This is a genomic window from Lentzea sp. NPDC054927 (genome assembly GCF_053610285.1).
The window spans coordinates 16559-29760 of the sequence record NZ_JBSGXZ010000011.1 but is presented as its reverse complement, the minus strand read 5'-3'; the positions used below and the strand labels follow the sequence as shown (position 1 = coordinate 29760).

Sequence of the window (13202 nt, the reverse complement as noted above, 5' to 3'; positions counted from 1 at the left end):
AGAGCAGGGTGGGCGGGGTCCCGGCTGCCGGTGGGGCTTACTCCGACGGCCTGGTGGGCCGTTCGTAGGCCACGGCCGGCCGCAGCGGCTGGGCCGCGGCGCCACCCGCCGGGGCGGCGTCGTAGGACTGCAGCGGGTTGTTCTCCTGGACCGGCGTCGCCTCAACGGTGGAGAACGGCGTGTGCGCCTGGAGCGGGTTGTAGCCCTCACGCGGCTCGAGAGCCTCGTACGCGTGGGACATCTGGGTCCGCGCCATCGGCTCGTAGCCCGACGAGGCCGGCTGCAGCGGCTCGGCCGGGGTGGCCTCGACGCTGTTGTACATCTGCTGCGGCTCGAGCGGCTGCACGGCGTGGTGCATCGGCGCGCTGGAGGTCTGGGAGACACCCGAGACCATGGTCGAGTCCGACGCTTCCACCCGGGAGAACGCCACCGGTGCCTCGTGCGCGGTCATGCGGGCGGCCTGCATCGGCTCCACGGCGTCCACGCGGTGCGCGGCCTGCATCGGCTCCACGGCGTCCACGCGGTGCGCGGCCTGCATGGGCTGCAGGGCCTCCACGCGGTGCGCGGCCTGCATCGGCTGTACAGCCTCCACGCGGTGCGCGGCCTGCATCGGCTGTACGGCGTCCACGCGGTGCGCGGCCTGCATCGGCTGTGCCACGTCCATCTGGGCCCGCTGCAACGTGTGCATCGGCTGCGCGGCGTCCATCTGCGTGCGCTGCAACGCGTGCATGGGCTCGGCGGCCGTCATCGCCGTGCGGGCCTGCAGCGGCTCGGTGGCCGTCATCATCCTGCGGGCCTGCATCGGCTCGGTCGCGTGCGCCTGGACGGTGCCCACGCGCATCGCGGAGAGCGCCTCGTTGCTCTGGGCAGGCTTCAGCGCGGAGTGCTCGGCCTGGACGGTGCCGACGTGGGCGTTCGGCAGCGTCGCCGCCGTCGCCGTCGCCGTCGCGGTCCCGTCCTGGGCCGGCTTGCCACCGGAGGCACCGGGCGGAGTACCGCCGCCACCACCGCCCTGGTTGTTCGCGACCGCCTCGTCGATCTTCTTGTCGACGTCCTTCGAGGCCTTGACACCCTCGTAGGTGATCTCGGCGACGTCGGCGGTGTTCTCGAACCGCTCCCAGCCCTTGCTGATCTTGGCCATGATGCCATCGAGGTCACCGATGCGCTTCATCTGCCGGCCGAGGGCGGCGACGACGCGGGCGACGCGGGACGCGATGTTCACGCCCAGCGCGACCGCCTTGCCGACCGCGAAGCCGATGAAGGCGGGGATCGAGGCGCCGAAGGTCGGGATCATCGCGGCGACGGCGAGCAGCGCGCCACCGATCAGCGAACCGAGCAGCTGGGCGATCAGGTCGCGCACGATGTCGCGCAGCACCGTGACCAGCATGCCCATGATCGCGACGATCTTGGCCTTGGTCTCGACGGCGCTCGCGAGCTCGTCGAGCTCCTGCGACATGCCGTCCATCGAGGTCTTGAACTTCTCGGACGACGCGCCGGTCCAGCCGTCGAACGTCGCGAGCCCGCTCTTGTGGTCCTCCGCGAGCACCCGCAGCTCGGCCGCCTTGGCCTTGGTGGCCTCGACGTTGGCCTGGATCTCCTCCGGGTTGCCCATCAGCTGGTTCAGGGCGTCGCGGAGGAAGCTGACGTGCTCGATCAGCCAGCCGATGCCGGCACCGATCAGGCTGCCCAGCGGGTCGATCGCGAGCATCACCGTGGCCGACGCCGCGCCGATCGCGTTGAACGTGATGTCGAGGGCCTTCTCGGCCTCGGACTCGGCGTCCTTGCCGATGCCGTCGATGAGACTGCCGTAGGCCTCGATGAACAGCGAGCCCTTGAGCTTGTTCTCCTCGGTGATGTTCATCCCGGGAGGAGAGGGGAGTGGCGTTTGAGGCGCGGTCATCGCTGTTCCTTACCAGGGCTGGTTGTCGTCGTCATCGTCGTCGGCCGCGCGGCGGCGGCCGCGGACGGGCGCCGGCTGCGGGGCCGCGGAGGGCCTGCTCACCGGGGGAGCCGGGGCGGGGGCCGGTTCGTCGTCGATCTCGTCGTACGCGTCGGTCTCCTCGACCTCGTCCTCGTCCGCCGGGATCGAGTCGGCGACCATCTGGTAGGTCTCCGTGCCCTCACCGAGCGGCTTGAAGACCTCGAGGACCTTCTCCGCCGCCTGCTTCTGGGCGTGCCGCGCGGTCTCCAGGATCAGCGCGGTGAGCCGGGGCCCGCCCAGCTCGACCGCGCGGTGCCCGAGCACCAGGTTCTGCAGGCCGCCGTTGGGGCCCACCGTCACCGTCACCGCGCCGTCCTTCGACGTCACGGTCGCGGTGGACGCCGCGAAGTTCTCCTGCAGGTCCTCCGACTTCTTCTTCAGGTCGGCCAGCTTGGCCTCGTACTCTTCGACCCACTGGGTTGGGTTCGCGGGATTCACACGGTCCTCCGGCGGCGGCGGTTCAACAGGTGCTGGTGTGACGTCACGCCAGCACGGCGTCGATACGGGTGGCGATGCGGTCGTTGTCGGTCGGCGAGACGCTGAGCCAGCCGTCCGAGTTGACCATCAGGTAGCGGCCCTGATGGGTGTCGAACCAGTTGATCACGACACCCGACCGCTGCCGGCCGTGGGTGACGCCGAACTGGCCGCCCGCGACGCGGTTCGCCGCGAGCTCGCCGAACTGCTTCGCGTCCTGAGGGGACAGACCGGCCTGCTGCAGCGCGTGCCGGTCGTCCTTCTCGTCGTCGGCGGAGCCGCCCCACATGTCCTCGGAGGCGTCCTGCTGCTCGGCCTCCTGGATGGTGACGGCCTGCTGCAGGGTCTCGACCCGCACGTTCACCGCCGTGCCGGGACCGGGCTCCCCGTCGGGCAGCACCCGCACGATCTCGCGGGCGATGCCGGTCTCCCGGATCGCCAGCAGCCCGATCCGGCCGTCGTCGATGATCGCGAGCACGGCCTGGCGGCCGTTGGAGGCCGCCAGGGCGCGCACGGTCCGGTCGAGCCCGGCGACGGCGTCCACCGACACCACGTGGTCGTCGAGCAGCCGGAGGTAGGCCTCCAGCCGCTCGTCGCCGGCCAGACCGCGCTGCCGCAGCTCTTCGAGCGTTCTGTCACGCAGCACCCGGCGGTCCTGCTCGGTCTCGCCCTCGCTCGGCACGTCCAGCGGGTAGGGCATCCTGCCGAGCTTCAGCTCGTGCCACAAGACGTCGAACTCGCGCGGGGAGAGCAGGAACTCGGGGGTGATCACGACGCGTCAGTCCCCTTCGCCTTCTTGGACTTGGCGGCACCGATCACCGACGGGGGCAGGTTCTCGCCAGGGACCTCGAACAGGTCGCCGCCCATGATGTAGCTGGCGGAACGGTGTTCCTTGTCGTCCTCGCCCTTGCCACCGGCACCGGGAGCGCCGCCCATCGGGGCACCGGCACCCATGCCGGCACCGGCCGCGCCGGCCGCACCGGGACCCATGCCCATCATGCCGGGACGGGCACCCTGGCCCTGGACACCGGCTGAACCACCGGGCTGCATGGCGCCACCGGCACCACCCGCACCGGTACCGCCGCCGAACGCGCCACCACCGGCACCGCCGGCCGCGCCGAAGTTCGGCATCGCACCGGGCCGGGCGCCCGCGCCGCCACCAGCGCCGCCACCGCCACCGCCGCCACCCGCACCACCGGAACCGGGGCTGCCGGGACCGTTGTAGCCGGGAGCCGACGGCGTGTAGTTCGCGGGACCCTTCGGGTTCTGCGGGGTGTAGTTCGGGTTCGCGATGTCCTTGCCGACGACCGGAACCTTCGGGAGGTTCGGGTTGTTGTTGCCAGAACCCGACCGCGGCGTGTTGCCCGTGCTCGGGTTGTAGCCGCCCGTCATCTGCGGCGTGTAGTTGCTGCCGCCGCCACCGCTGCTGCTGGTGTAGGTGCTGCCGGGGTTGCCGGGACCGGTGTAACCCGGAGCCGTCGGCGTGTACGCGGCGGCGACGTTGGTGCTCGTGTTGCCTGGCATCTGCGGCGTGTAGCCGGCGCCACCTCCGCCACCGCCGGCGCCACCGCCAGGGTTGCCGGGGCCCGTGTAGCCCGGCGCCGACGGCGTGTACGCGGCCGCGGCGGGCTGGTTCGCGCCGCCACCGGCACCTGCGCCGCCACCGGCCCCAGCGCCGCCACCGGCGCCTGCGCCCGCACCCGTGGTCGAGGGCGGGGCCGCCACGGCGGCACCCTGCGCGTGCGTCGACATGAGGCTGTCCACACCGGTGCCGAGAGCGGGCGCGGCGCCCGAACGCGCCATCGCCATCACCGGCTCCTCGACCGAGCCGGTGTTCGGGTTGAACGGCGGCTTGAAGGTCGGCACCGACGAGTCGATCTGCCGGGAGTTGTTCTCCATGGTCGTCATCACGCCGACCGCCTGGTCGTGCGCCGCGCGCGACGCGGCGTTGGCCACCGCGATGTCGGCGGAGGCGAGCACGAAGGCGGGCGTGCCCGGCTGCGAGAGCGCGGCCGCTGCCTTGTTCCAGTCGAACTGGACCGGCGCGGGCATCTGCGCTCGGGCCGCCTCCATGACGCGACCCTGGTCGGCGACCTTGGTGCCGACCTCGACGGCGGTGCGCGCCGTCTCGTCGACCCAGTCGCCGAGCTTCTTCATCGCGGCACGGGCGGCCTCTGCGGCGGCACCCGTCCACTTGCTCTCCGACGAGGTGATGACGGCGTTGATGGTGCGCGACGCCTCGGTCAGCTCCGAGCCGTACTTGCCCCAGTCGGAGCTGATCTGGCCGGCCTGGCCGGGGTCGTTGTTGTTGTGGACCGCGGCGTAGAGCTCTGGGTGCGAGCGTGACGCCCAGTTCTGCGGGTCCGTGAGGACCGGGGTGTTCTCGATCTCGCTCGGGTCGGTCTCGGGGGGCATGACCGGCTCGCCTCTCGCGTCGATGGACTCATCTGCCCGAAGGTCAGCTGTCGCCCATGTGCTTCTTCAGTTCGGCCTGCTGTTCCTCGTCGAGGCGGGTGAAGTTCTCGATCGCCTCGACGATCGAGCTCTTCGTCTGCTCCAACACCGTGCGGTACGCGGTCATGACGCTGACGAACGAGTACTGCTCACCCTCCGCACGATGGGTGAACTTGTCTCGCATCGCGTCGCCGACCGGGTTCGCACCCAGGGCCGCGGGACGGGCAATGCTGTTGTTCGCACGTTCGAGCCACGAGTCGACCTGGTCGATCTGAGCCTGGAACTGCTTGCGGAGCTCTTCGCCCGCGGCCGGGTCGAGCTGCACCTGACCCGAGGTGACGGTGTCCTTGAGCGGGACAGCGTCGTTCTCACCGACGATGTACATGCGGGCAGTATCGGGGGTCTTTTCGCGCATCGCTCACTTTGCCGCGCGCGAGTTACCAATTGAGACCCGCATTCACAATGCGTTGCGACGCAGCGAAACGGGCCACAACCGGGTGAACGACGTGTAACAGCCGTGATCGTTTGCGCAGGTTGTGGGAGCGCTCTCCGGTAGCTGCCCGCTCGGGCATCTGATCTCTGTTCACGACCCTGGAACGGGCCTTGACCAGGACTGACTGTGGCCTAAATCACATAGGGCAAAACTTGGAATTTAGGACGCACTTGAGGTTGGTCACGCGCAGGTTCGTCCATCACCGGATCGGCTGAATCGGTTGACTGACAGGCAAACGCGGACGCACCACTGGAGAGTACGCCCGCGTTCGCGATGTCGATCAAAGTTGTGCGGTGCCACCGCTGGGATCGCGCCGGCCGGAGATGAGTGGTATGTCCGGCTTCGGCGCGTCCGGGGCCGTTCACGCCAGCACGGCGGCGATCCGGGTCGCGATGCGGTCGTTGTCCGTGGGCGACAGGCTCAGCCAGCCGTCGGAGCGGACCATGAGGTAGCGGCCCTGGTGGGTGTCGAACCAGTTGATGACGACGTCCGCCCTGCTCCGGCCGTGCGTCACGCCGAACTGACCGCCCGCGACGCGGTTGGCCGCGAGCTCGTCCATCTGCCGTGCGTCCTGCGCGGACAGCCCGGCCCGCTGCAGCGCCTGACGGTCGTCCATCTCGTCGTCGGCGGCGCCCCACGGGTCCTCGGAGTCCTCTTCGTCCTGCTCGGCCTCCTGCAGCGCCACGGCCTGCTGCAACGTCTCCAGCCGCACCGACAACGCGCTGCCGGGGCCTGCCTCACCCGCCGGCAGCACGCGCACGATCTCGCGCGCCAGCCCGGTCGGCCTGATCTCCGCGAGACCGATCTGGTCGCCGTCCAGAACCGCCAGCACGGCCTCGGACTCGGTGGCGGCGGCGAGCGCCCGCACCGTCCGGTCGAGGCCCAGGACGGCGTCCACGGACACCACGTGGTCGTCGAGCAGCCGCAGCAGGTCCTCGAGCCGCACGTCGTCGGCCAGGCCGCGCTGCCTCAGTCCGGCGAGCGTCCTCTGCTGCAACGCCTTGCGTTCCTGCTCGGTGTCGCCCTCACTGGGCACGTCCAGCGGGTAGGGCAGCCTGCCTAGTCGCAGCGTCTGCCACAGCACCTCGAACTCGCGGGTCGACAAGAGGTACTCGGGCGTGATCACGATTGCTCGGAACCTTTCTGCGGTGCCTGTTGTGCGCGCAGTATCGAGCAGGTTCAGGACAAGTGGCGATGAATGCGCAAATACGTACCCGGTTGAGACGCATGTTCACAATCTCCGGTGAAGAGAGATTCGGTCACGTCCTGATGAACGCGGCATTGACCCGGCGCTTGTTCACCCTGGTTGTGGAAGCGCTCTCGGTCGCCTGTCCGGGTGGGCGCGGGAAGCCTGTTCACAGGCGTGTGCCGGCGTGGCGGTGACCTAACTCACGTGGGGTGCGTAGCTGCAACGGCGGCCCGTGCGAACGCGCTCACGCACATGGCTCCCGATCACCGGATCGGCTGACTCGAGCGTGCTCACGGCCCGCCGGATGGCCTTGCCGACCGCGATCCTGGCGCGTTCGCCCGAGTCCGTGAACGTCCTGCCGCGGCCGCCCAGCCCGGTGGCCGCGGCGATCTCACCGGCGAGCCAGTCGTGCTCTGCCCGTTCGGCGTCGGAGAGATCCCGGGTGAGGTCGCGCAGTGCGGCGAGCCTGGTGCGGTACTGCCGCAACGCCTGCGGGTCGAGCTGATCCTGCGCGGTGCTGTCGCCGGTGATCGCGTTGGTGCCTGCAACGAGTTCGGCGGCATCGATCTCCCGGCCGGGGTTGGCGGCGAGCACGGCGATGTGGGCCATCCCGATACCGCCGTCCACGAGCACGCTGCGGTTGCCGAGCCGTACCAGCCACTTCCCGCCCTCGCGCCGCACCCGCAGGTCCTCTTCAGGTGCGGAGAGACCCAGTGCCGCGGCCTCCTGTGCGCACGTGGCGAGCTGGCGGCGGGCCTCGTCGGTCTCGCCCGCCCGTTCCAGTGCCTCGGCGTACTTCCGCCGTGACGACAGCACCGCGGGCCAGTGGCCGAGTGCGAGGTTGTCCCGCACGGCCGCGCGCAGGTGCTTCACGGCGAGGCCGACGTCGCCGAACGTCAGCGCGGCCAGGCCGAGCGGGTGCCGCGCAGAGCCGAAGCACGTCACCGCGAGGCTCGCCATGAGCGGCAGCCGGGCGAACGGCAGCAGGATCGTGTGGACCTCGCGGGCGACGTCGGCGTCACCGAGCAGGTGGGCGGCGTCGGCGACCCCGCTCATCGTGACGAGCCACGTGCTGGAGCGGGGGAGTGTGTCGAGCCCGTGCCGGCACAGCATCGCGAGCGCGCCCTGGGCCTTGCGCCGGTCGCCGGACAGCGCCGCGGCCACCGCCAGCGCGCTGAAGAACGAGTTGTCGACGGTGCTCAGCGTCGGCGAGTGCACCAGGTGGTCGAGCAACGGGAACAGCTCCGCCGTGCGGCCCTGGTACCAGCGGATCGCGCAGAGCTGCGCGCCGTACCAGGCCGTGGCGTCCACGTCACCGGCCTCGGCGCCGAGCTGGGCGCTCGCTCCGGCCAGCTGTTCCGCGTCGGCGAACCGTCCATCCCGGATCGCGAGCATCACCTCGATCGCGCTCACCACGAACCGCACGGCGAGGTGGTCCTCACGGTCGAGCCGCTCGCGCAGATCCGTGAGGCGGCGAACGGCGTGCGGGTCGCCGTCGAGGAAGTGGTCGACCACCTGCCACAGCAACGCCATCATCAGGTCGCCGCCACGTCCGCTGTGTCTGCTTCGGAGCGCCTCGCCGATCATCTCGGCCGCGAGTTCCTTGCGCAGCGCGACGTGGTCCGGTCCGAGCACGCAGTGGTGCGCGAGGCTCAGCGCTTCGACGCGGACGATCGGATCGACGACCTGCCGGGCCTCGTCGAGCAGCTTGAGGACGTCTGCGTTCGTGTTGGCCTGGTAGTCGCTTTCCGCGGTGAGCCGCAGTCGCAACCGCAACGCGATGTCGGAGTTCGGTTCCACGAGCGTCAGCGCGTGTTTGATCCGTGACCGCACCAGTTCCGCTTCGGCCGCGGTGCGGTGCTCGTGCACCCAGACACCGCCCGCGCCCAGTGCCGCCGCGACCAGGGTGTGCACGTCACCGGTGCGTTGGGCGGCTTCGTAGGCCTCGGCGAACCGTTCCCGGCTGGTGCGCAGATCCCCGTTGCGCGCCAGTGCTCGGGTGCCTGCTTCCAACAACGACTCGGGCGTCACGCGGCACACCCAAGCAGACGCGTGGAACGGGGATGGAACGGGGTGGAACGCCTCAGTTCACGACCGTCGAACATGGATTTGCTTTAGGGGGCAATGCTTTGAGAAGTAATGGACTGAGAGGCGCGGTGGGTGCCGCGGCGCTGGCGGTGGCGCTGCTGCCCGCGGTGCCGGCCTCGGCCGCTCCGATCCCGACCGCGAAGTACTCGCTCGCCGCCTACGGTCACGACCAGGGCTGGCGGACGGAGAAGCACGTCCGCACGCTCGTGGACGTGACGCGCGACGGCAAGGCGGACATCGTCGCGTTCGGCGACGATGGTGTGTGGACGTCGATCGCGTTGGGAGACGGCAACTTCTCCCAGCCCCGGTTCGTCCTCGCGGCCTACGGCCACAACTCCGGATGGCGCATCGGCACGCACCCGCGCTGGGTCACCGACATCACCGGCGACGGCTTCGCGGACGTGGTCGGCATCGGCACCGACGGCGTGTGGACGTCCGTGGGCAACGGCGACGGCACGTTCGGCGCCTTCCGCTTCGTGCTGGCGGCGTTCGGCTCGGCAGGCCGGCCCACCCCGATGAGTCTGCAGATCGCCGACGCGAACGTGGACGGCAGCACGGACATCTTCGCCTTCTCCAACGGGCGGGTCGACGTGGCGCTGGCCTCCGGCGGCGGCAACTACTCGGCGCCGTACCTGGCGTCCACCGAGTTCACCGCCGACCGCTTCGACTTCGGCCACTTCAAGCTCGCGAACATCGGCGGCGACGCGCGTCCGGACATCCTGTCCATCCGCCACCTGCCGGGCATCGCCCCGATGTCCACGATCGCCCGCCCGAACGGCACCTACGGCACGTCGCAGACGTCGACCAGCAACGCCGACCAGTCCGGCAACGCGATCTTCCGCACCGCGGACGTGACCGGTGACGGCTACGCAGACGCGGTCCGCTTCGGCAACGATGTCAACACCTACACCGGCCGTGCGATCGGGGCAGGCACCTTCACCACGTTCGGCGTGGGTGTCGCGCACTTCGGTTACAACAACGGCGCCGGCTACGGCACCGCGACCCAGCCGTCGCCGTCATTGGGCAACATCAGCAACGACAATCGCGCCGACATCGTGGGTTTCAGCTCGGCCGGTGTGATGTCCGCGGTGTCGCGCGGTGACGGCACGTTCGCCGCGGCCCGTCGCGTCAACGCCGACTTCGGTTCCGGTCGCGGCTGGACGGTCGCGCAGCACCCGCGGCTGCTCGCCGACATCACCGGTGAAGGCTGGGCGGATGTCGTCGGCTTCGGCAACGCGGGCGTCTTCGTTGGCCTCGCCGACGGGTCCGGCGGGTTCCGCGGTGGCCCGGAAGTCGCTGTGGTGCCGTCGTTGCGCGGTCTCACGTACGACGCGGCGCGGGCGCGGCTGACGGCGGAGGGACTGCGGGTCGGTTCGATCCGCGGTGTCGTCGACCGCACCTGCAACAACATCGACAAGGTGCTGAGCAGCAACCCGTCCGCCGGTACCGAGGTCGGTGTGGGCACCGCGGTGGACCTGTCGATCGGGGAGCGGCCGCCGACGCCGTGCCCGTGAGGACGACCGGTTCCGGCTGAGGTGGGAGGCGGCGGAACCGGTTGGGGGGAAAGGGTCGTGCGCAGATCATGTCTGTGCACGACCCTTTGTTCGTCCCGCTGTGTGGGAGAAGTCTTGCGGTGGGTGGCTAGCTTCAAGCACATGATCTCTCGGCGCGGCGTGCTGCTCGGTGCGGGACTGGCGCTGCTACCGTCTCGTGCGGTGGCGGCTCCCTCTGTTGCTTCCATCGTGAAGCCGTTGCCCGCCAGCGACTTCATCGTGCACGGCACCAACGCGGAGACGCGCTGGGAGGCTCTGCGCGGCACCGGCTCACTGACGCCGGTCTCGAAGTTCTTCGTGCGCAACCACACTTCCACGCCGTTGCTCGACGCTTCCACGTGGCGGCTGCGGATCCACGGGTCCGGGGTCGCACGGCCGTTGTCGCTGTCGCTGGACGTGCTGAAGTCGTTGCCGTCCTGCACGGTGGAGGCGGTGATCGAGTGCGCCGGCAACGGGCGGAGCTTCTTCGCTTCCCAGCAGGGGCAGTCGGTGTCCGGGACGCCCTGGCAGCTCGGTGCGGTCGGCAACGCCCGGTGGCGCGGGGTGTCTTTGGGGTTGCTGCTGCGGTTGGCGGGGCTGCGGTCGTCGGCGGTCGACGTGTTGCCGGTCGGGCTGGACGCGGACTACGTGACCGGTGGCGTGAACCTGGGGCGGGTGCGCCGGCCGTTGCCGGTGGCGAAGGCTCTGGACGACGTGGTGGTGGCGTACGAGATGAACGGCGCTCCGCTGCCGGTCGATCACGGGTTCCCGGCGCGGCTGGTGGTGCCGGGATGGGTGGGGATCGCGAGCATCAAGTGGCTGGGGTCGCTGGAGGTCTCGACTTCTCCGCTGCACTCGCCGTGGGACACGCAGTACTACCGGCTGCTCGGGCCGACCTATCCGGCCGAGGGGACGCTGGTGACCTCCCAGGTGGCCAAGGGAGCCTTCGAGCTGGGGTTCGGGGCGTCGCTGCCCGCTGGCCGGCAGGTGCTGACCGGGAGGGCCTGGGCGCCGGGCGGGGTGCGGCGGGTCGAGGTGTCGACGGACGGGCGGTCGTGGCGGCGGGCGACTCCGGTGTCGCGGGGTGGGTGGACCCGGTGGCAGATCCCGTGGCGGGCCACTCCTGGTTCGCACGTGTTGCGGGTGCGGGTGGACGGGCAGCCGGACGAGGTGCCGTACAACACGCAGGGCTATCTGTTCGGGGCCGTGGTGAAGCATCCGGTCACCGTTGTTTGAGTGTTTCTACAGCTTCAGTGTTGACCGAAAGTGAACTGAGCTGCTCCGTGGTCCCGGAAGTGTGAAGATCGTGCGGTGACAATCTCCGCATGGGCGCCCCTGCGTCGCAGCGCCTTCCGTGCGCTGTGGCTCGCCCAGTTCGCCTCCAACATCGGCACCTGGGCCCAGACCGTCGGCGCCCAGTGGCTCATGGGTGACCTCGGCGGCAGTGCCCTGCAGGTCGCGCTGGTCCAGACGGCCACGACGCTGCCGGTGTTCCTGCTGGTCGTGCCGTCCGGGGCGCTGGGGGACATCCTCGACCGGCGGCACGTGCTGATCTCCGGCCAGGCGCTGATGCTCGCGGGCGCGGGCGGGTTGATGCTGCTCGCGGGCACGGACAAGGCGACCCCTGCCAGCCTGCTCGGGTTGCTGGCGCTGATGGCGATCGGGCAGGCGTTGTCGATGCCGTCGTTCCAGGCGATCCAGCCCGAGCTGGTGTCCCGCGAGGAGATCCCGCAGGCCGCGTTGCTCAACGGCGTCAACATGAACGTCGGCCGCGCGATCGGGCCGGCGCTGGGCGGGTTGCTCATCGCGCTGGCCGGGTCCGAGGCCACGTTCGCGTTCAACACCATCTCGTTCCTGGGCGTGCTGATCGTGCTCGCGCGGTGGAAGCGGCCGTCGGACCACCGTCCACTCGGGACGGAGCACATCACCACGGCCATGCGGACCGGTGCGCGGTACGTCGGCAGTTCGCCGTTGTTCCGCCGGGTGCTGGCGCGGTTGTCGTTGTTCATCGTGTTCGGCAGTGGGTTGTGGGCGTTGCTGCCGGCGATCGCGCGTGGGCCGCTGAAGCTCGACGCCAGCGGGTACGGCGTGTTGCTGGGCAGTGTCGGGGCGGGCGCGATCGGTGGGGCGTTCGTGGTGCCGAAGCTGTTGCGGAGCATGAGCAAGAACCGGATGGTGCTGTTCGCGACCTGGCTCTACGCCGCGGCCACCAGCGCCGCGGTGCTGACGCAGAGCTTCGCGCTGGTGATCGTGGCGATGCTGCTGACCGGGGCGTGCTGGATCGCCACGCTGTCGACGTTCAACGCCACCGCGCAGATCCTGTTGCCCGCCTGGACGCGCGCCCGTGCGCTGGCCTACTACCAGCTCATCCTCATGGGTGGTCAGGCGCTCGGCGCGGTGGTGTGGGGCGCCATCGCGGACGCGTACGGGCTCAGGACGGCGATGATCGTGCCCGCCGCCGTGATGGCGGTGGCGGTGCTGGTGGCGACGAAGTGGTTGCCGCTCAACGATCGGCCGCTCGACGTCAGCCCGGCGATCTACTGGGGTGAGCCGCCGGAGCTCGACGAGACCGAGGCCGGGCCGGTGCTGGTCACCGTGGAGTGGCCGGTTTTGAAGGAGAACGAGGAAGAGTTCATCGAGGCCATGCAACGGGTCGGGCGTGCACGTCGGCGCACCGGGGCCACGATGTGGGGGTTGTTCCGGGACACCGAGCAGCCCGGCACGTTCCTGGAGACGTTCACCATCGCGACCTGGCAGGAGCACCTGCGTCAGCACATCGAACGCGGCACCGTCGTGGACCAGGAGAACCAGGAGGCCGCACGTGCGCTCGCTTCGGGCGATGCGCACGTGCGGCACCTGATCTTCGCTGAACCCAAGAAGCTGGGTTAGGCGTTGTAGGTGGTGTGGATGACAAGGTTGTCCACGGCTTGTCCATAGCAGCGAGCTATGAGCGGAAGAGATGTTCGCGGCCCGCCGGGCGGTGTGACGCTC

The 13202-nt window shown here is 70.1% G+C and carries 10 protein-coding genes; 3 read left to right on the top strand and 7 right to left on the bottom strand.

What is annotated here, in order from left to right; genetic code table 11:
* Positions 1-37: 37 nt before the first annotated feature.
* From ACWGE0_RS18590 to ACWGE0_RS18560, 7 genes are all read right to left on the bottom strand, one after another.
* On the bottom strand, positions 38-1861 hold the full coding sequence (locus ACWGE0_RS18590) for a hypothetical protein (RefSeq protein ID WP_452262115.1): 1824 nt from the start codon (positions 1859-1861) through the stop codon (positions 38-40).
* Between the two features lie 48 nt (positions 1862-1909).
* Entirely contained in the window at positions 1910-2419 is a 510-nt protein-coding gene (locus tag ACWGE0_RS18585) for a YbaB/EbfC family nucleoid-associated protein (RefSeq protein WP_452262114.1), read from the bottom strand.
* Positions 2420-2462: 43 nt separating this feature from the next.
* Positions 2463-3227 carry an ESX secretion-associated protein EspG gene (locus ACWGE0_RS18580; RefSeq protein ID WP_452262113.1) on the bottom strand — a complete coding sequence of 255 codons (765 nt, stop codon included), beginning with the start codon at positions 3225-3227 and terminating at the stop codon, positions 2463-2465.
* Positions 3224-4870 (bottom strand): PPE domain-containing protein, encoded by a 1647-nt coding sequence (locus ACWGE0_RS18575; protein ID WP_452262112.1) that lies wholly within the window; start codon positions 4868-4870, stop codon positions 3224-3226. Before ACWGE0_RS18575 ends, ACWGE0_RS18580 begins: the two co-directional genes overlap by 4 nt.
* Before the next feature lie 43 nt (positions 4871-4913).
* A complete protein-coding gene (locus ACWGE0_RS18570) occupies positions 4914-5294 on the bottom strand; it encodes a hypothetical protein (RefSeq protein ID WP_452262111.1) in 381 nt (126 codons plus the stop codon).
* A 469-nt stretch (positions 5295-5763) separates the two neighbouring features.
* Positions 5764-6528 (bottom strand): ESX secretion-associated protein EspG, encoded by a 765-nt coding sequence (locus ACWGE0_RS18565; protein ID WP_452262110.1) that lies wholly within the window; start codon positions 6526-6528, stop codon positions 5764-5766.
* A 258-nt stretch (positions 6529-6786) separates the two neighbouring features.
* The gene (locus tag ACWGE0_RS18560; protein ID WP_452262109.1) at positions 6787-8622 is read right to left on the bottom strand and encodes a hypothetical protein; all 1836 of its coding nucleotides are present in this window, start codon (positions 8620-8622) and stop codon (positions 6787-6789) included.
* Positions 8623-8747: 125 nt separating this feature from the next.
* On the opposite strand from ACWGE0_RS18560, the gene ACWGE0_RS18555 reads away from it, so the two are divergent.
* The 3 genes from ACWGE0_RS18555 (at position 8748) to ACWGE0_RS18545 (ending at position 13100) form a co-directional block, all read left to right on the top strand.
* On the top strand, positions 8748-10193 hold the full coding sequence (locus ACWGE0_RS18555) for an FG-GAP-like repeat-containing protein (RefSeq protein ID WP_452262108.1): 1446 nt from the start codon (positions 8748-8750) through the stop codon (positions 10191-10193).
* A gap of 141 nt (positions 10194-10334) precedes the next feature.
* Positions 10335-11447, top strand: a complete 1113-nt coding sequence (locus tag ACWGE0_RS18550) for a molybdopterin-dependent oxidoreductase (protein ID WP_452262107.1) — start codon at positions 10335-10337, stop codon at positions 11445-11447.
* Between the two features lie 75 nt (positions 11448-11522).
* Positions 11523-13100, top strand: a complete 1578-nt coding sequence (locus tag ACWGE0_RS18545; RefSeq protein ID WP_452262106.1) for an MFS transporter — start codon at positions 11523-11525, stop codon at positions 13098-13100.
* Positions 13101-13202: the final 102 nt, after the last annotated feature.